Genomic DNA, 18,476 nt, shown 5'->3' with positions numbered 1-18,476 from the left:
CACTCACTTAAACTTACTTTTTATAATTTGATATTTGCCAAGCTTTCTATTTTACACTGTGGCAAGTTACCTGCTCTGTGTGCCATCTGTTTATTTTCTTGCTCTAATACAATGCGAGCGCGGAGACGGGGCCAGAGAATTTCCCATTGTATTTCGCTCATCTGTCCGATTAATGTAATTTCCGGCACCTCGCCAACATCTAAATCCTCTTCCAGTAGCAGATTCATGGTAACATTGCACAAAATAAGGTTAGCATCTTCTCGATCGCTCTCGCTACTGTCTATCAGTAGAGTAATGCGAGAGCGATCGCGATGAGCCAAAACAGCTTTGATGACTCCTGACAACTCGCCAGAGAGAGACTCTTCTGACTGATGCCAATTGGGGAAAATGATTAAATTAACTTCTCTGAGGTTTAAATCGTGGAGCGTTTCTTCAATCAAGTCAAGATTAATTGTTTTCGCAGTTGTTATTAATTTAGGGTTGATTTCGTCAGTATAGCCGATAACGTTGACATTCCGCAAAATTGGTTCGCTATTCCACGGATCGAAAGGGATGAGTTTTTGGGCAGACAAGTGCGGACGAAAGAAAAATTTGCCTTTTTCGTTGAGCATACAAGCTGCAAAGGAAAATGAGCTATTTGAAATTGCTACAATATCGCACTGGCTCAATAAATAAAAATCTGGATAAAATTCTGCTTCCGGTAACTCCAAACCTAAATCTTTGGTCGTGATGGGATTATACTCCTCAAAATCACTTAAAACTTTTTCCGGTTCATCGCTGGCAATAAATAGTATCGGTTCATCCAGAGTTTCCCACAAACCTTTTAGCCATTCTCTGTACCATTCGCTCGGTGCGATGAAGAAATCGCTGTAGCCGTAGTCTCCCCGCCGCAAATGCAAACCGACGATTGTTTTGCCATGCGATCGCAAACAATCCAAGGCATCCTTCATTTGAGTTTCTATTGTCGGCACAGGTTTGAACAGAGACCGAAAATACTCCTTGTGCGCTGCATAATACTTTGTATGGTACTGAAAGTAACCCCAAAAATCCACATCTTTGAAGGTTTCTTTGGCTTTTGGTATGCGAGCTTCTAAAAGGTTATTAGTTTCTTCGCTAACTACAGGTAACTCCTGAGAAATGGGCGAATCATTGCAACCAAAGAGAGCCTGACCAATCCAGGCAGGTGTCTCTACTTTCAAATTATGTTCTTTGGCATAGATTTTCAAGAAGGCATACTGAAATATTTGATTGGCAAACCGTCCGTTTCTACCAAGGGTGGACATTGTGACTGCGGGCTTTTTCACATAAAACGCATCGCCCCAAGATGGATGGAACGGTGTTGTCGTTGCTACGCGATCGAAACCGCACATCTCCAGAAAATCATCGATTTCGTCAATTAAAGCGCAGCCTTCATAGAGTTCTTCATAATTAACTTCCGTGTTTATTGCTTCAATATGTTTGAGAACGTTCGTTGCTCCCTGCAAAGCCAACAACTCTGCACCTTGAATGTCAATGTTTAATATATTAAAATCTGCGGGATTAACTTGAAGTTCTTCTAGAAGTGTATCCAGAGTTCTCGACTCCACAACTACACGCTCAACTTCCTTGATTTCTGGATAAAACTTTTGATGCTCCTTCAATGGTAAGATAGAACTGCTTTGATCCATAGAAGTTACATACAATGTGCTTGTGCCGTTGATGTTGCTAACTGCACAATTCACCGCTAGCACGTTAGGGAAACCAGCTATATTCGTTTTCAAACGTTCAAACACAGCAGGGTTGGCTTCAACAAACAGTACCCTTTGCACCCCCATTGCTCGGTATCTTGCAATTTCCTTGCCTTCGTGTGCCCCAATGTGAATAATGCCGCGCGGTGCAACAGAATGTTTTCCGCAAAGCTCCTGCAAATCGAGCAGATTTGGTGCTTCACTAAAAATCAAAGCTGTGAACCTCTCGTTCACTGCTAAAAAGTTGCTATACTCGTAATTCTCATATTCTGGTAAAAACTCGGGTAAAGGTTGTAAAGCATGGGGCAGTATTTTAAAGATTGTATAACGAAATTTTTGTAAATGCTCGAAGACTTGTTTGAATGTGATGTTGGCATCAACAAATGTTCCGCCATACTCACACTGAATATAATCCACTTTACCTTTTTGCAAGAGGCTAGTTGCTCCGCGAAGAACTTCTAGTTCGCCGCCTTCTGTATCAATTTTTAAGAAATTAATTCGCTTTATACCCCTTGTTTGGACATAATCATCAAGGGTAGCTGTTAAAATTTGAAATGGCTGAGGCGACGGAATATTATATTGTTTTTCGATTTCAAATCGGCGATGAAATGTACTCCATCCTGAAAATTTATCGTAGTAATAAAATTCCCTAATTTCCTGTTGGTGTGCTATTGCCAAGTTGTTTAACACGAGTTGACCGCTTTTAATCGGTTCAGCCAGGTTTTGTAGAAGTGTTTGATATATAGGCGGTGCTGGCTCAAACAAATGGATTTGAACGTCGGGGCATATGTTTAATACTTGATTTGTCCAGCTACCTATGTTTGCGCCAATATCGAAAACGACATTACCGGAAGCAATAAAATTTTCTATAATCTTTAATTCATAGTTATTGATGGACTCTACCGGGTTGATATTATTAGCAGACACCCCAGTGCTTTGATGATTTTGTTCCTGTTTCCCGCTGCCTGTATTGCCTAAAGTTGTGAGCAACTCTTGGCAATACTGAACAATTAGTTCTTTTGCCCGCGCCGGAACAGCAATAATAACATCATCAATAATTACAATATGCCTGCTGTTTTTTGAATTCAACAAATTTAATACTGCGCTAATATCCGGCCAGTGTTGAGGTGCATGGGGCGGGGGTGGAGGAGATAAAAACAATCGGGCATCATCAATAAAAATAAAGTGTTCGCAGTCGGAGCGGTTGATTATTTCGATTTCTGCGAGTAAGGGACACTCATCGATTTCTCCATAGGTTGGCCCTCCGCTCCAATGAGCGTCTAGCCAGAATAAACTTGGACTTTCAAGTTGTGATACTGTATTGTCAAGAAGGTTTCTGGTATCACCGTACAAAAAGTCTATGTTTTTGATATGACCGTATTTTTCGGTAACTTTTTGATAAAGGTCTTGAGAATACTCTATTGTAAAAACTTGTTCAAATACTTGGCTTGCCCAGTATGCTGTCTGGCCTTGATAAGTTCCTGTTTCAATAAAATTATTAATCCCGTAAGCTTCTTTTAGTTGGGAGATGATTTCTATTGGTGGCCCCATGCGTACTATGCCCATATTCAATCCTTTTGTGAAACTAACTAAGTCGGGTATTTAAATTAGGAAGGTACATTTAATTTAAGGATTTTCAATCTATCTTACTAAAAAAATTGACCGATCGCCTACTACTTCCCCTTCGCCTGCCTCAACAGCGCCTTATAATCAGCTCTGTCAGGATTTAGCTTCACCAACTTTTCCAAAGGCTCGATCGCCCCGATCTGATTATTCATCTGCAACCGCACATTTGCCAACCCCTCCAGAGCCGTCTGATTCTGCGGTTCCCGCTGCAAAACCGTCTCATATCCCCGTTCCTGGGCTGCCAGCAAAGATTCCTGAGAAACTGCTACTGGAGCAGATTTTTGTTGGTGCTGGCTGCTCAAACCGCTGCCGAACAGACTCACCATACCAAAAATTGCCGAACCACCAAAGCCAACCATTGATACTAACGCAAAAATCTGCTTAATTCGATCGCCCCGATGAACGCGACTATTACTAGATTTTTTCTGTGTGCTTTCCATTGCTAACTCTTGGTGTCGCTGTTTTCCAGGCACTTGCAAAGCACCTAATCTCTAGAATGCCCAAGTTTGATCGCAAAACGATCCCCCTTCGCCATTTAAAATTTGAAACCAATTATAGCCCCAACACAAAATCTTAGATTTGTCAAGGACATTTAGGTGACAATAACACGCGGGCGATCTCGATCGGTGAAGGGCGATCGCACCCTTACTTGTTAGCCGTTACTCTCTGGCATTTCGCCAAACCGAGCTCGGTAACGCGGTAGCAAAGATGTGAGTTCAGGAGCGCGCTGGCGTTCCGCTTCTAGTGCTGAGGCTAATTCATCAGAAAGCCGATCTAATTTTTCTTCTAATGTTGTTGCAGTCCTGCAGATCGCTCCTTTATGGTGGTTATTTTTAATCTAAAACGCCCTGGCTGACTCGATTGTGCAATCAAAATGGGATTGGATTAATGGCCGAAAGGTCGATCAACCTCCCACACATTCAAATGCCATCAGGATCGATACCCTGACTCCTCAAGTATGCCATTAGTCGATCGGCGCGCTGGCGTTCCTGTTCCACCCGTTCCGCACCCCACAGCAGCAAATTGCCATTCTCATCCCACCAGCGCAACCAATAACCCCTTCTCTGAGATTTTTCACCTTCCCAAACCCCCAGAAATAAACCCATTGATTCTATCCAGAATCGCTGATTAGCATCCGGTTCTTGCAATTCATATTCTCCCGACGCAGAGAGTCTGTACACTTCCAATACTCCCGATTTTGGTTCAAAAATTACATAAATCGGTACTTGCAAAATTCGCTCATAAAACCGCCATTTCCCGTAAGGATATGTCGGTTTATTTGAATATTCACTACCGTCAGTCCGATAAAAATTCCATCACTACAGCAGGTACTTCTCCCTCAGCATTGGGCGTATAACTGCGGCGAACTTCTCCTAGTTCTGCTGGCAATACCGAGGGAACGTACACCCAATCAGGGGCTTTTACTACTATTTTGTCGTTAACTTTGGCACAGAGTCCAAAATTGGAGGCTATTAGCATTGAAGCTAGGATAAATCCTGCGAGATCCAAGGCTTCTCGCAGGGCCGCGGCTAAAAGTGGTTGGTCGATGTTTTCCACAGGATCGTCGGGTAATTTAAAGTCGTCTGGCAATTTTTCCCAAGTCACAGTATACTGGCTTTTGGTTGCGTCCGGTTTCGATAATGTTTGCGTCATTGGTTTTCCTGGTTTCGATAGAAATAGTTTTTTATTAATAGGATTTGGACAATAAGTTTAATGCCTGGTGCGAAAACCGCACCTGATTAACTAGCTGTAATCAAAGTGCGTATTGCCAACATTACTAACTAGAGTAAGTCGCGAATATTGCACTAGCGGTTATTCAATAATACCGTGTTTTAAGGAGTATTTTCGGGAGCCAATAATTCTGCTGACCTTGCAGTTTGAGAAGGTAAAACAGGCAATTTGGGCTGTTTTTGCAAGCTGGGAAATCCAGGCTCTACTGATTGATTTATGGCAGGCGTAATCGCATTTACTTTCTCAGAAAGGGGAGCTAATGTTTGAGTAACTTTAACTTGCTGTCGCAGTTGTTCTGTCGAACCCAACAAGCCTCCCAATCCGTTGAACAACCTGCGAATGTTGTTGCGGAAAGCCGGATCTCCTGTCAAATCATCCACGTCGGAAGTAATTTTCTGCACGTTCTGAAATGTAGCTCGTGCAGAATCTAGGGTTTGCTGCAATAATAGCAAATTGGCGGGATTGTTTACCTGGCTGGATAAATCTCGCAAGTTACTAGAAGCTTGGGCAGCATTCGCTGATAAAACTTCTAAATTGTTCAGCAATTGTCCTTGGTTGATTCGATTAATTGTCGGACTCAAACTGCTGACAGCTACCCGCAGTTCCTGACTGCTTTGATTGATGTTATTCAGAGTTGAGACTAAACTGCCGCGGTTAGTTGCTACTAAAGAATTGACTTGGTTGGCTGTTAATGTAATTTGATTGGCTGCTTGAGTTACTGAATTAGCAGAATTTATCGCAGCGGCAGATACGGCTTTTGTGGAAGTGTCCGCCGTAGCTGCTACTTTAGAAACATCAGTGGCGGCGGCTGATATTTCCGTCTTAATCGATTGATTTAAGGTGCTTGCTTCTCCCTTCAATGATTGATTTAAGGTGCTTGCTTCCCCCTTTAATGATTGATTTAAACTGGCTATTTCAGTTTTAACAGATTGATTTAAGCTCCCAATGTCTCCCCTTACAGATTGATTTAAAGTTTTTATTTCCGCTTGGGCAGTTTGAGTTAAAGTCGATAAATCTTGAGTGAGTTTAGCTGCACCTTTAGCTGTATTGGCTGTATTCTCGGCAAGAGATTTAATATTGTTGAACAGGGCGGGGTCAGTGTAGAAATTAGCTAGGCGAACTGTGGATTTAATTAGTTCGTCGATAGTCACACCAGCTTGACCTTTTAAGCGCGAATTGTTGCAGATAATCTCTGCGGGACAGTCGGCACTAACGGGATTGGCAGTAAGTAATGATTCTGGCAAAATCGAGTTGGGGGTAATGTCGATCGACGATTCGCCAATTAAACCCGATTTATTCGCTTCGATCGTAACATCCCTGGGAATCACTAAAGTTCCGGGGGCAATCTCCAGCGTCACGTCTACGCCGTTGGAACCCGGTTGGAGGGCGGTAATTTTACCAACTGCAACCCCACGATACCTGATGGGCGTGCCTATTTGCATTCCTTGGGCGCTGCCAAATTCTACGGCGAATTTGTAGCTGCGGTTCCCTATTTGCACGCCCCGCAGCCAGAGCACTAAGCCGCCAAATAAACCGATTCCTACTAAAATTAAGAACCCGACAGAGCCTTCTCTTACAGTTCGCGATCGCATATTTTCTCCTCAGTCATTGGTGATTGGTTATTAGTCATTCATCATCGGTCATTTCAATCTAAAATCTAAAATCTAAAATCTAAAATTGGCTGACTATCCAAGCGCTTGAATAGGCCCAGTAACACTGCCGCTAAAAAATTGTCTGATCAGTAAATTATCTGTCGATGCAATGTCATTGACAGTTCCCTCCCACTGCACTTTGCCTCGATAGAGAAATACGATGCGATCGGCAGTGCGGCGGATGGTACTGTCTTGGTGAGTGACGATCGCATAAGTGCTGCAAACACCTTGGGCAGCCTGCAACTCACGGATTAAATCTTCAATTACCGTCGAAGCGATCGGATCTAAACCCGCCGTCGGTTCGTCGTACAGCAAAACCTCTGGATTATCCCTGTCATTATCAGGATTCGCCATGATAGCGCGGGCAAAACTTACCCGCTTCCTCATTCCCCCAGACAACTGCGCTGGATAGCGTTCGCCAATTCGCGGCAAACCCACCATCTCCAACTTTTCCTCCACCAATTCCCGAATGCGGCGGCGCGGCAGCTTAGAATGCTGGTAAAGTAAAAAACCGACATTCTCCTCCACCGTCAGCGAATCAAACAAAGCCGCTTGCTGAAAAACCATCCCAATTCCGATCGGATCTGCCACGTCGTCCACCCATCCGACCCTGCGCTGTCCCTGAACAAAAACCTCACCGGCATCCGGGGCCAACAAACCCGCAATTATCCGCAGAATCGTAGATTTCCCCGTCCCGGAAGGGCCAATAATTGCCAGGGCTTCTCCCCGATAAATCCTCAGATCGACTCGATCGAGGATCGGGTTCTGACCGAAGGACTTACTTACCCCCTTGAGTTCGATTAGTGGCTCAGCCATAGGATGTTATCAATAAGTTGTCAGTCCTCAGTCCTCAGTCTACCTAATGACTCATGACTTATAACTAATCACTAATTACTTAAATTGACTGCCAGAATCAAAACTCTCTTGTATTGTAAATTTGTCAGCTCGAGCTGTTCCAATACCCTTAAGACTAATTAACCATGTCAATTAGTTCACTTCCTAAAGCCCTCCGCGTCTTGGCTAAAGCCAAGCAGGTTTTTGCCCAATCCAGAAATCCTTACCCCCCTTCTTTGCGGAACGGGCGAGTTCACCAGTGGTTTAAGTGGTTAGCCCCCGGACTGCTAGTGAAACGGTGGCTGCTGATTAGTGCCAGCGGCGTGGTACTTGCCACTTTGGGTTTAGCGATTTGGACTGGGATGACTCCCATTTTCTTCTTATTGCAATTGTTGAGAAATTTTTTGGCGTGGATTGCGGAAGTTATTCCTAATTACGTGTCGGGCCCGATCATCATTGCTGGCGGGATTTTATTAATTCTGTGGGGACAAACTCGCAGTTTGAACTCTATTACCCAAGTGCTGATGCCCGAAGGCAACGAGGAACTGGTCGATCGACTCCTCAACCACCGTCGCTTGCACCGCGGCCCGAAAATTGTGGCACTTGGGGGCGGTACGGGCCTTTCTAATTTGCTCAGGGGCTTGAAGGATTACAGCGCCAAAATCACTGCTATTGTCACGGTGGCGGATGATGGCGGGTCTTCCGGGCGGCTGCGGCGGGAAATTGGGGTATTGCCGCCGGGAGACATTCGCAATTGTTTGGCTGCTTTGGCAGATGAGGAAAAGTTATTGACTGAGTTATTTCAATATCGTTTCCGGGCTGGTGACGGTTTGGTGGGTCACAGTTTTGGGAATTTGTTTTTGACGGCGATGAGCGATATTGCTGGAGATTTGGAACAGGCGATCGCGGCGAGTTCTAAAGTTTTAGCAGTGAGGGGAGAGGTGCTGCCGGCTACTCTGAGCGATGTTTCTTTGTGGGCAGAACTCGCTGACGGCCGCAGGATTGAGGGGGAGTCCAACATTACAAAAGCTAACGGGCAAATCCTCAAAATAGGCTGTAATCCTGCTAATCCTCCGGCATTACCTAGGGCTGTGGAATGTCTTCGGGAAGCGGATTTTATTATTATTGGGCCGGGGAGTCTTTATACGAGTGTCATTCCGAACTTGTTGGTGCCGGAAATTGCTGATGCGATCGCCAACAGCGAAGTTCCGCGCATTTATGTGTGCAATATTATGACTCAGCCGGGGGAAACTGACGGATACAGTGTTGCAGACCACATTCGGGCGATCGACCGCGCTTGCGGCAGGCCGCTGTTTGATGCTGTAGTAGTTCAAGGAAAAGTCCCTTCTGCAAAGGCTTTGATCCGCTATTCTCAGGAGGATTCTTATCCGGTTGTGCTCGATCGAGAAGCCGTGACCCAATTGGGGCGGCGAGTTGTCATCGCCAATGTCATGGATGAAGATCAAAATACGGGTTTAATTCGCCACAATTCTCAAAGGTTGGCGGGGATGTTGCTGCGTTGGTACGGCCGCGCGCAAAACATTTAAGCTGCTGACTGCTAACTGCTGACTGCTGAATGTTGAGTGTTGACTGTTGACTAATGTTATTAGTTATTAGTTATTGGTTATTGGCAGCCACCAGCGATTAACAAATAACAAATAATAAATGACTAATGACTAATTATTGAAATGAAAACTTTGCTTCCCGATTCTGAGGCTACGCGCCAGTTTGGTATGGCGTTAGGTCGATCGCTCTCCGCTGGTACTGTAATCTTATTACAAGGAGATTTAGGTGCTGGCAAAACTACCTTGGTTCAAGGTATCGCTGAAGGTTTAGGAATCTCCGACTCGATCGAAAGTCCTACTTTCACGCTGATTAACGAGTATTTTGGAGCACGAATTCCGCTGTATCATCTAGATTTGTATCGACTAGAAGCCGAGGAAGTGGAGGCTTTGCACTTAGAAAGTTATTGGGACGGGTTAGAAATGGATTTGGGAATTGTGGCGATCGAATGGGCGGAAAGATTGCAGTACAAGCCCGATAATTCTTTGCAAATTTGTCTGAGTTATTGCGATAGTGGGCGACAAATTGAATTGATTGGTGATTGCCAATTATTGGATTGGCCATCACAGGGTTGAGAAAGGGCGATGCCCTACCCTTCGGGAACCTCTGCTGAAAGATAGCTTCGCTCGCGCGTACTTACTGCGGACGGTTGACACGAATCAATTTGCCTCTCAAAGTTCCTTCACCAGAAATAGCATCATTGATGCGTGTTGCCAACCTTTCTAAATTTTTATCGTCTGTACACACGATAATACCAGCATGATTTGGTTGTTGAGTATGCAAGCGAATGAAATGCCGACGATTTTGCGTCATAACCGCCCGATCATTATTCACAGCAAAGGCTAATACTTCGGGGTCATCATCTCCCGCATTTCCTGCCTCTTGAATAGTCAGGGCATCGTGACCAAAATTTCGCAGCAATGCCACAACAGGAAACGGGAACTGTTCATCTGCATAGAGACGTGCCATCAATTATACTTCCTGCATCACTGCTGCTTCTTCTCGGAGTGCTGTTTCAATTTCTTCTGAGTTAGCCTCAGCATAAGTCCAGACATTTACTAAGTTTGCAGCATTTAACTGGGGATAAAATTGTAGAAGTTCAGCATCACTTGAACCTTGACGACGTAAACTCACGAACAGCCAAACGGGAAGTCGAGTTTTGGCAATGCAAGCATCGCCGCCACACACGTCGGGAGTTTTGGTGATTCCTGGCCAGCTATTGTTTAAACTTTGGGTTAAAAGCCGGATGGCTTCAGCTTTCTCAGTCGGAGTTAAGGCCAGGAGTTGTGTTTCTAGTTCTTGGAGAAGCATGGGTAATATCGCCTTTGCGAGCGGGAATACCCAATTATAACACTTGAGTTAAATTCGTTCTTACTTAGCGTCAAATGTCAATGCTTCTCCCCTCACATTTGTATCCAATTTACCATGCTCAAAAACAACTTTTCCTCCCACAACAGTCACAACTGGCCATCCAGTCAAACTCCAACCTTCAAAGGAACTCCAGCCGCACTTGCTCGCCATCTCTGCTCCGACCACCGGGCGGTAGTTCTCCAAATCAACTAAGACTAAATCGGCGTCAAAACCCGGAGCAATCACCCCTTTGTTCGGAATCTTATAAGCCTTAGCAACAGCCGCCGACATCCAATTAGCAACTTGAGCAACTGTACATCTTCCGTCTACTGCTTGGGTCAGCATCAAAGGCAAAGAAGTTTCGACTCCGGGCATTCCCGACGGCGTATTTGGATATTCTTGAGCTTTTTCTGCTAATGTATGCGGCGCGTGGTCGGTGGCGATAAAATCAATTACCCCGTCGAGTAAAGCTTGCCAAAGTATTTCGTTATCGCGGGGCTCGCGCAAAGGCGGATTCATCTGAGCTAAACTGCCAATTTTTTGATAGGCGTTGGTATTTAACAACAAATGCTGCGGCGTAACTTCTGCTGTCACCCACCTCGGTTTTTCCTGGCGCAAAAACTCAGCTTCATCCCCCGTTGAAAGGTGCAGAATGTGCAGTCGCCGCTGATATTTATTAGAAAGTTTTACTGCTAGTTGAGTTGCCAATAAAGCTGCTTGATTGTCTTGAATTTGCGAGTGTACGGCAACATCGGAAATCCCGGCAAATTCCTGACGCCTCTGGTTGATTCTAGCTTGGTCTTCTGCGTGCACTGCAATTAGTCGATCGCCTGCAGCAAAAATCGCCTCTAAAGTTGCTTCTCCATCCACCAACAACTGCCCGTGCATCGAACCCATAAACACCTTAATTCCCGGAGTCGGATTCGCATTCAACAAATCCGGCAAATTCTCAGGCGTTGCACCAATAAAAAAGCCGTAATTCACCAAACACTTCTCGGCAGCGCGAGTTAGTTTATCATCTAAGGCAGCTTGGGTTGTGGTCAGAGGTCGCGTATTCGGCATTTCCAGAAACGATGTCACGCCGCCTTTAGCGCAAGCACAGCTAGCCGTAAACAAGTCTTCCTTGTGTTCTAAACCCGGTTCCCGGAAGTGTACCTGGGGATCAATTACTCCGGGTAACAGAGTTAAGCCTTTCGCATCTATTTCTCGATCGCCAGATTCGACAATTTCCGCAGCAACCTTGACAATTTTGCGATCGCATATTTGTACATCTCCTACCAAAAACTCACCATTGGGCAAAAGAATGCGAGCGCGACGGATTAACAAACTTGATTGGGTAGTCATAAGATATCCTTAATTCAGTAAACAGCGTGCTAGCATGGAAGCATTATTAAGTTTATAATTCGTATCCAGCTCAGTCACTACAATACCCTATGACTCGTCTAGACAAGTCAGCCGACGAAAAACCTCCGCAAGACACCGAAAATCCTTGGATCGAAGGAATTAAGACGATCGGCTTAGCAGCATTTTTAGCCTTTGGTATCCGCACCCTGGTTGCCGAAGCACGCTACATTCCCACCGGCTCGATGCTCCCAACCTTACAAATTAACGATCGATTAATTATAGATAAGGTCAGCTATCGATTCCAAGAACCCCAGCGAGGAGATATTATTGTATTTATGCCTCCCGATCCGGCTAGTTTGTGCACGGGACAGCCGCCACCGATCAAAGATGCCTATATCAAGCGAGTGATCGGACTGCCAGGGGACAGTGTGGAAGTCAGAGAAGGAAAAGTTTTTATTAACAAGCAGCCGCTACAGGAAAAATATATTGAAGAAATTCCGCAGTATCCCTACGGGCCTGTAGTTGTAGCTCCAAATTCTTACTTGGTACTCGGCGACAACCGCAACGCAAGCTGTGACAGTCATTATTGGGGCTTTGTACCCAAGCAAAATATCATCGGTAGGGCAATTGTGCGTTTTTGGCCACTCAACCGCACAGGTTCGATCGACCCCACGCCCCTTTATCCCGCTAAAAATTAGCTCTAACGGAAGGAAGAAGGAAGAAGCAAAAAAGCCCATTCAATAATAGCAATGATTTGGGTGATTAAGAACATCCTAATCGTCTTATCATTTGCTATACAAAACGCTAAGGATATTAGAACCCCGACTTCTTCAAAAAGCCGGGGTTCTAAGCTGACTGGCTGGATAAATTCTAAAATCTAAAATTTAAAATCGCCTGGCGTTTCGCGATCGAGAACTTTCACAACTTTGTTATACATCTCCTCAGCTTGTTGCGGCGAATTGCCGATACTCGTCACTCCCAATTTGCCAAACTCCGACAAACAACCCATTAAATGAAACACACTGCCCGTCTCTGTACCGCTGTCAAAGTGCAGTTGATTGTCAGCAATAATATCCATCAAATCGTTCGGTAATAATCCCCGATAGCGCTCTTTTTTCAAATTGTCCGAAGCGACATAATATTTCGGACGGCCCTGCTGGCTGTAAAATAATCCGGTAGTACGCTCGTAACGACCGTTTGTTAACAGCTTCAAAGCCATAAACGGATGAGTTGTACCTCCTTTACGTAAGTTAATTTCTATTGCTTGAATATCCCATTTTCCGTCGGATTGCTTTACAGCGAGAAAATCTACTCCAAATCTTTCTAAAGCGCCTTTTTTAGCTAAGTTTTGCCCGACTTTCCATCCCAATTCTTGCAACGCCAACCGATAAGCTTCGTCCGCCGGAAATCGGCAACCCAAGAAAATTTGACCGTCTGGGCCTCCTAAAATCTGGTCGTGAGTGGAGAGGATTTCTACTTCGCCGCTGGGAATAATTCTGCCTTGAACGCTGGGGGAGAACTTTTCTTCTCCTTCGATAAATGCTTCGGCAATTGCCCCTAATTCTGGAATGCGACTGCTAAAATTGTCCCAGGTTTCGCCTTTGGATTGAAAGCGTAAATTATGGAAGTGATCGCCAATTGCCTTCGCTCTTTCTGTAGGTGCTTTACCTGCCAGGGACTTCAGGTCTAAAATTGCATTCCCTTCACCCGAAAAACCTTCATTTAACTTAATTACGATCCGCTGCAAATGTGGCTGCCGTTCCCACAACCCTGCGGCAGCTTCTGCTAAATCTTCCGCATTCCAAACCAACTCGGAACCGTCAGGATAAGGCACGCCACATTCTTGGAAAATTTGCCTGCTACCGCTTTTTGTTCCCCAGTATAACAGATCGGGATCGCTGGCCCACAAAGGAATCCCCAATTGAACAGATAACTCGCGTTCTAAGGGCGTCGAGTTATAACAAACCATATAAGATTTTTTCGGCCGTACTGCTTGACGAATGCGCTCCATCAAGCGGGGGCGCTCTAAAATTTTCTGGGTGAGGGATTTGGGAGAAGCATCGTAAGCACTGAACAGCAAAAGCCGATCGCGCGCGTGAGAAAACGGAATTCCCGGCAGCAATTGCAGGTAATAATCCACAATCATCGGGTGCAAGGGTTCCGAGGTAATGTAAATTAAGCGCGTGTGGGGATTTCGCAGGCGAATTAATGAAAATAAATGTCGCTCTTCGTAGTGGTAAGCACCCTCAATTTTCCGCATTTCTTGCTGATCTAAGCTGACAGAAGGAATGATAATAATGTCACAATCTCCGCTGTCGAATTCTTCTATCGCTCGCCAACGCTCGCGTAATTCTGTCTGAAGATTGCGAAACTTCTGCGCGGATTCGGAAGATGATTTATTTAACTCTTGCATTGCTTTTTATCCTAAGTATTCAAATAATTATTGCTGATCGTGTCGGGTGTGTCAGCCCCAATATTTGAGACAAGTCACACACTTTTTTGTCTAACGCACCTTACCGGGAGAATTGACAAAAATGCCAAAATAGTGATTTAAGGTGCGTTAGTCGAAATATTTGAGGCCACTCAAACAATTTTTTCTGCCCACGCCCAAAAACCGATACCGTGCCACGTAATCCTATCGTGAATATCCAAAAATTTTAGACCAAAGTTTAATCTCCCAGATTCATCTGTGGAATAAATCTAAAATCTAAAATCCACTGACGCACCCTACTGGGGATGATCGTCTATTTCTCTCAATCTGCTCTAAGAAGCTCGCCGCGCTCGAAAAAGTCTGGCATACTGCAATATTGGCTCTAAGCGGCGTTGATTTTGCTTGAGAGCCGATCGCAATTTTTCCGAAGGGCGGAACACCAGGGGAGCCGAATATTTGTTCAGCATCTCCATATCTGGCGACTGGCTCATCAGCATCAGCCGCACGTCTTTGTCGAGCAAATAACTCAGAGCAAGCAAATCTCCCATGTTAGTAAAATCGTTGCCGCGATCGCTAATTACAATTGTATCTTTAATCGACCGATTAGCTATCGCCTCTTTGTTAATATTTTTCGCAACTTCAGCATTAAAATAGCTCAAGTCTTTGCTCCACCAAGTATCAGAAAAAGCGCTGAATGTACAGGATGCTATACTTGCTGTAAATACCAAGGCTAAAATGACTTGCCAAAACCGCTGCTGAGTTTTCACGTTACTTGCGAGCAAGTAAGCAACTACTAGCTGCACTCCCGGAAAGCAGGAAATCAGATAACGGCTGACGGCGGAACGTTTGCCGCCTAGGATTAGATCCGGTAAAGCCAGGATCAAAAAAGGTACAAAAATTGATGTTACAATAAACAGCCAAGTTGAACTGATAGTCCGGCGGCAGATTTGGTAAATGGCTGCCCCAATTAACAGCAAAAATGGCAATCTCAGCAGATAAGTCCAGATATTATCAAACCCGAAGTCGAAGTCAAAAAATAAGGATGTAAAGCTGAGTGTCCACAATTTGACAAGATACAGCCAACCCGGAGATACTCGCGTCCAATCTGTCGTAGAGGAGGCACGTTCCAGGTTGGTCGCCAGCACGTAAATCCAGGGTATATACAATATTAAAGCTGCTGTTACTGCCAAGAAAAATTGGGAATTAATTACATGACCTCGTAATTTTGTTTTTTTGCAAAACAACCAGTAAGAAATTATAAAAACTCCGTGTCCGATGAGTGTTAAACTGAAAAAAGGGTGAGTGTAGAAACCAATGGCGATCGCCAGCGAGTAAAATACCCAATTTTTCCAACCCCGCAACCGCACTGCTCTCAGCAGCAGCCAACTGCTGCCAATAACTGTGGCTGTCAGCAAACTGTACTGCCTTGCTGTCTGAGCAAACAATATGTCAAAGGGAGATAAAGCCAAAAGTGCTGTTGCTAATAACGCCGCCAAATTCGAGGCGAAAAGTTCCTGAGCTAAAGCGTACATTAAAGGCAGCGACAGCAAACTCAATATTGCTGGCAAAGTGCGGGATGCTGTTAGAGAACTGCCAAATTCCTGCATCCACCAACGAGCCATGAGAAAGTATAAAGGCGGATGCTGCGGGTCTTCTAGTGCTAAAGAACGAATTGTGTCTGCTTCTGTACTTCCCGGTTTAATCCGCTGATATTTTTGCAATTCGGGTGCGGGAATAATCCGGTTTTGGAATAGTTCGTTGTCAATTTCTTGCCGGGTGAAACCAGCGGCGCGGATTGATGTGTAAGCTTCGTCGTGCCAGTACAGTTTGCGATCAATCTCAAAAAACCGAAATCCGATACCAAGTAAAATGCCGATCGCCAATAAGTTCATCAGCCAGCGGGAATTTTTGGTATTAACAGATGTGTCTTGATGTGTTGTAGATCCCATGCTTGTCCTAATTGTGGCGATTCCCTCCGGGATAGCTACGCTTCACGGAACGTGGAACTGCAAACCATCTTAACTCAATTGGCGTAAGTCCCACACCGTAACTGTACCCGGTTCGGTGTTTGGATATAAGCCAAACAAAAATATAGAAAGAGTTGGCATATAGAGTTGATTTGAGTTAATATATAAATGGTTGCGAACCACTCACTCGGCTGTAATAACAAAACGGTCATAGTAGCAGTAATATGCTTACCGGGAAACTGCGAGAGAAAGGAGGAAAAGGCAGACCGCTGGTTAGTATGGTATGCCCTGCTGTAAAAAATAACCCATGTTTGTTGTACGAAAAGAGTTTTTGGTCTTAGAAAATAGGACTTCTGCGTGGGTTCCCTACGAGGGGATAAAAAGCGTAAAAGCCCAGAGATGCTGTGTAAGACTCCGATCGTCTTTGATGACGAATATTCAGCAATGAAAATCCCCAATAGAGCGACGGCAAACGAGACACGAAGCCCGAATTATAAGGGTACTCCGTTTAGTTTGGGTATTTCACACCTCACTCAAGAAGCGATCGATACCCACTATAGCGGTTCGATCGCGTCGTGAGGTATGCCCTGTTTGCCCTGCGCGGGCATCGGCCCGATGCCCTGCGCGGGACCATGCCCGAGTGAAAGCTCGCGAGTGGCCGGGGCCTCCCCAAAATCAAGAATCTTCAACCAGATCCTCCCAGAACCTCCAGACCCCAAAAATAACTGCTAACATACGTGTTGTACAGTTAATCAACAAGCTCCGCAAGGGGTCTACCCGCTTACCGCAAATGGCAAAAAAAGAAGCGTCTATAAAAACTTCCACTGAAAACTCAGAAAAGCAAAAAGCTCTAACTTCCGTACTTTCCCAAATCGAGCGCAGCTTTGGCAAAGGGGCGATCGTCCGATTGGGAGACTCCACTCGCATGAAGGTAGAAACCATTCCCACCGGAGCCCTGACACTGGACATTGCTTTGGGCGGCGGTTTGCCAAAAGGCCGAGTCATTGAAATTTACGGCCCGGAAAGTTCCGGTAAAACAACTCTAGCCCTCCACGCGATCGCCGAAGTCCAAAAATCCGGCGGTATCGCAGCCTTCGTCGATGCCGAACACGCCCTCGATCCCACCTACGCCTCAGCTTTAGGCGTGGATATTGAAAATCTCTTAGTTTCCCAGCCGGATACCGGCGAAATGGCCCTAGAAATAGTCGATCAACTCGTCCGTTCCGTGGCCGTCGATATCGTAGTAATTGACTCCGTAGCCGCCCTCGTCCCCCGCGCCGAAATCGAAGGCGACATGGGCGACTCCCACATGGGTTTGCAAGCCCGATTGATGAGTCAAGCTTTGCGGAAAATCACCGGCAACATCGGCAAATCCGGCTGTACCGTCATTTTCCTAAACCAATTGCGGCAAAAAATCGGCATAACTTACGGCAACCCCGAAACAACAACCGGCGGTAACGCACTCAAGTTCTACGCCAGCGTGCGGCTCGACATTCGTCGCATTCAAAGCTTGAAAAAAGGTACCGAAGAATACGGCAACCGCACGAAAGTTAAAGTTGCTAAAAATAAAGTTGCTCCGCCTTTCCGTATTGCCGAATTTGACATTGTATTTGGCAAAGGCATTTCTACTTTAGGCTGTCTGACTGACTTGGCAGACGAAATGGGAGTAATTCTGAAAAAAGGTTCTTGGTATAGCTACAACGGAGAGAACATAGCTCAAGGACGAGACAAAGTGATCCAGCACATGGAGAAAAACATCGATTTCAAAAATGAAATTGAGGAGCTAGTTAAAAAGAAACTTGAGACAGGTGCTCTGGTTTCTGCTAATTCTGTCGCTCCTATTGAGGTAGATGATGTAGATGATGTAGATGATGTAGATGATGTAGATGATGTAAATGATGTAGATGGTTTGGACGAAGAAATCTAAGTTTTTTAGTCCTCAATTATTACTCGTTTACTGGTTGTTTACTCGTTACCAGGCTGGAGCGAAAGTAACACTCAACAGCTACCTAGAGCCTCGAATTTAATTTTCGCTCGCGAGGCTCTTCCTCTAGGTATCCGTTCCCAGGCTCGAGCCATAGAACCAGTAAATTGATCGGACATGATATGAGATCGGGATTGCCGAATATATTGCGGATTGCTATACTTGTAGAGTAAGTAGTACAAGTGTCAAGTATAGCCTTTCTCAGAAAGATGAGGTATGATGTTACTGACACTCATTCATGAGGGTCAAACAGAGAACACACATCGA

Annotated in this window: 14 protein-coding genes and 1 pseudogene; 5 read left to right on the top strand and 10 right to left on the bottom strand. The window is 45.1% G+C overall.

The annotated features are described in order from the left end of the window. Positions 1-20: 20 nt before the first annotated feature. The 5 genes and pseudogenes from QUA24_RS17200 to QUA24_RS17180 form a co-directional block, all read right to left on the bottom strand. Positions 21-3,293: an FkbM family methyltransferase gene (locus tag QUA24_RS17200; protein WP_333230899.1), complete on the bottom strand. Its 3,273-nt coding sequence runs from the start codon at positions 3,291-3,293 to the stop codon at positions 21-23. A 107-nt stretch (positions 3,294-3,400) separates the two neighbouring features. After that, positions 3,401-3,793: a tetratricopeptide repeat protein gene (locus QUA24_RS17195; RefSeq protein WP_333230898.1), complete on the bottom strand. Its 393-nt coding sequence runs from the start codon at positions 3,791-3,793 to the stop codon at positions 3,401-3,403. 480 nt (positions 3,794-4,273) lie between these two features. After that, positions 4,274-5,006, bottom strand: a pseudogene (locus QUA24_RS17190) (Uma2 family endonuclease). A 179-nt stretch (positions 5,007-5,185) separates the two neighbouring features. Beyond that, positions 5,186-6,676, bottom strand: coding sequence for an MlaD family protein (locus tag QUA24_RS17185; protein WP_333230897.1), 1,491 nt, complete (start codon positions 6,674-6,676; stop codon positions 5,186-5,188). Between the two features lie 93 nt (positions 6,677-6,769). Beyond that, positions 6,770-7,552, bottom strand: coding sequence for an ATP-binding cassette domain-containing protein (locus tag QUA24_RS17180; protein ID WP_333230896.1), 783 nt, complete (start codon positions 7,550-7,552; stop codon positions 6,770-6,772). Between the two features lie 164 nt (positions 7,553-7,716). Between QUA24_RS17180 and QUA24_RS17175 the strand changes: the two genes are divergently transcribed. Together QUA24_RS17175 and tsaE are read left to right on the top strand one after the other, a co-directional pair. After that, complete coding sequence (locus QUA24_RS17175; RefSeq protein WP_333230895.1) at positions 7,717-9,117, top strand: gluconeogenesis factor YvcK family protein; 1,401 nt, start codon at positions 7,717-7,719, stop codon at positions 9,115-9,117. A gap of 141 nt (positions 9,118-9,258) precedes the next feature. Further along, the gene (gene tsaE, locus QUA24_RS17170) at positions 9,259-9,708 is read left to right on the top strand and encodes a tRNA (adenosine(37)-N6)-threonylcarbamoyltransferase complex ATPase subunit type 1 TsaE (protein WP_333230894.1); all 450 of its coding nucleotides are present in this window, start codon (positions 9,259-9,261) and stop codon (positions 9,706-9,708) included. Between the two features lie 61 nt (positions 9,709-9,769). Here tsaE and QUA24_RS17165 read toward each other — a convergent pair whose 3' ends face one another. The 3 genes from QUA24_RS17165 to QUA24_RS17155 are packed head-to-tail and all read right to left on the bottom strand — an operon-like array spanning position 9,770 to position 11,827. Continuing rightward, on the bottom strand, positions 9,770-10,102 hold the full coding sequence (locus QUA24_RS17165) for a DUF5615 family PIN-like protein (RefSeq protein ID WP_333230893.1): 333 nt from the start codon (positions 10,100-10,102) through the stop codon (positions 9,770-9,772). 3 nt (positions 10,103-10,105) lie between these two features. Further along, positions 10,106-10,444, bottom strand: coding sequence for a DUF433 domain-containing protein (locus tag QUA24_RS17160; RefSeq protein ID WP_333230892.1), 339 nt, complete (start codon positions 10,442-10,444; stop codon positions 10,106-10,108). Between the two features lie 60 nt (positions 10,445-10,504). Continuing rightward, positions 10,505-11,827 (bottom strand): dihydroorotase, encoded by a 1,323-nt coding sequence (locus QUA24_RS17155; RefSeq protein ID WP_333230891.1) that lies wholly within the window; start codon positions 11,825-11,827, stop codon positions 10,505-10,507. Positions 11,828-11,916: 89 nt separating this feature from the next. Between QUA24_RS17155 and lepB the strand changes: the two genes are divergently transcribed. Beyond that, the gene (gene lepB / locus QUA24_RS17150; RefSeq protein ID WP_333081491.1) at positions 11,917-12,525 is read left to right on the top strand and encodes a signal peptidase I; all 609 of its coding nucleotides are present in this window, start codon (positions 11,917-11,919) and stop codon (positions 12,523-12,525) included. Positions 12,526-12,704: 179 nt separating this feature from the next. On the opposite strand, the gene QUA24_RS17145 is transcribed toward lepB, so the two are convergent. Together QUA24_RS17145 and QUA24_RS17140 are read right to left on the bottom strand one after the other, a co-directional pair. Next, complete coding sequence (locus tag QUA24_RS17145; protein WP_333230890.1) at positions 12,705-14,240, bottom strand: peptide ligase PGM1-related protein; 1,536 nt, start codon at positions 14,238-14,240, stop codon at positions 12,705-12,707. 350 nt (positions 14,241-14,590) lie between these two features. Continuing rightward, a complete protein-coding gene (locus tag QUA24_RS17140) occupies positions 14,591-16,207 on the bottom strand; it encodes a glycosyltransferase family 39 protein (RefSeq protein ID WP_333230889.1) in 1,617 nt (538 codons plus the stop codon). A gap of 417 nt (positions 16,208-16,624) precedes the next feature. Here QUA24_RS17140 and QUA24_RS17135 point away from each other — a divergent pair, with 417 nt between their 5' ends. Further along, entirely contained in the window at positions 16,625-16,804 is a 180-nt protein-coding gene (locus tag QUA24_RS17135) for a hypothetical protein (protein ID WP_333230888.1), read from the top strand. Between the two features lie 211 nt (positions 16,805-17,015). After that, positions 17,016-18,152, top strand: coding sequence for a recombinase RecA (gene recA, locus QUA24_RS17130; protein WP_333230887.1), 1,137 nt, complete (start codon positions 17,016-17,018; stop codon positions 18,150-18,152). The last annotated feature ends 324 nt before the right edge of the window (positions 18,153-18,476 follow it).

The sequence above is a fragment of the Microcoleus sp. Pol12B5 genome, assembly GCF_036701335.1.
GTDB lineage: Bacteria > Cyanobacteriota > Cyanobacteriia > Cyanobacteriales > Microcoleaceae > Microcoleus.
The sequence above is the reverse complement of the archived record's forward strand: the minus strand, read 5'-3'. Positions and strand labels throughout refer to the sequence as shown.

Excerpts from the sequence above, each read along its gene's own strand:
- QUA24_RS17155 (WP_333230891.1), bottom strand. The coding sequence starts at position 11,827 with ATGACTACCCAATCAAGTTTGTTAATCCGTCGCGCTCGCATTCTTTTG.
- QUA24_RS17160 (WP_333230892.1), bottom strand. The coding sequence starts at position 10,444 with ATGCTTCTCCAAGAACTAGAAACACAACTCCTGGCCTTAACTCCGACT.
- QUA24_RS17200 (WP_333230899.1), bottom strand. The coding sequence starts at position 3,293 with ATGGGCATAGTACGCATGGGGCCACCAATAGAAATCATCTCCCAACTA.
- QUA24_RS17165 (WP_333230893.1), bottom strand. The coding sequence starts at position 10,102 with ATGGCACGTCTCTATGCAGATGAACAGTTCCCGTTTCCTGTTGTGGCA.
- tsaE (WP_333230894.1), top strand. The coding sequence starts at position 9,259 with ATGAAAACTTTGCTTCCCGATTCTGAGGCTACGCGCCAGTTTGGTATG.
- QUA24_RS17180 (WP_333230896.1), bottom strand. The coding sequence starts at position 7,552 with ATGGCTGAGCCACTAATCGAACTCAAGGGGGTAAGTAAGTCCTTCGGT.
- QUA24_RS17195 (WP_333230898.1), bottom strand. The coding sequence starts at position 3,793 with ATGGAAAGCACACAGAAAAAATCTAGTAATAGTCGCGTTCATCGGGGC.
- QUA24_RS17145 (WP_333230890.1), bottom strand. The coding sequence starts at position 14,240 with ATGCAAGAGTTAAATAAATCATCTTCCGAATCCGCGCAGAAGTTTCGC.
- QUA24_RS17185 (WP_333230897.1), bottom strand. The coding sequence starts at position 6,676 with ATGCGATCGCGAACTGTAAGAGAAGGCTCTGTCGGGTTCTTAATTTTA.
- QUA24_RS17140 (WP_333230889.1), bottom strand. The coding sequence starts at position 16,207 with ATGGGATCTACAACACATCAAGACACATCTGTTAATACCAAAAATTCC.
- lepB (WP_333081491.1), top strand. The coding sequence starts at position 11,917 with ATGACTCGTCTAGACAAGTCAGCCGACGAAAAACCTCCGCAAGACACC.
- QUA24_RS17175 (WP_333230895.1), top strand. The coding sequence starts at position 7,717 with ATGTCAATTAGTTCACTTCCTAAAGCCCTCCGCGTCTTGGCTAAAGCC.
- recA (WP_333230887.1), top strand. The coding sequence starts at position 17,016 with ATGGCAAAAAAAGAAGCGTCTATAAAAACTTCCACTGAAAACTCAGAA.
- QUA24_RS17135 (WP_333230888.1), top strand. The coding sequence starts at position 16,625 with ATGCTGTGTAAGACTCCGATCGTCTTTGATGACGAATATTCAGCAATG.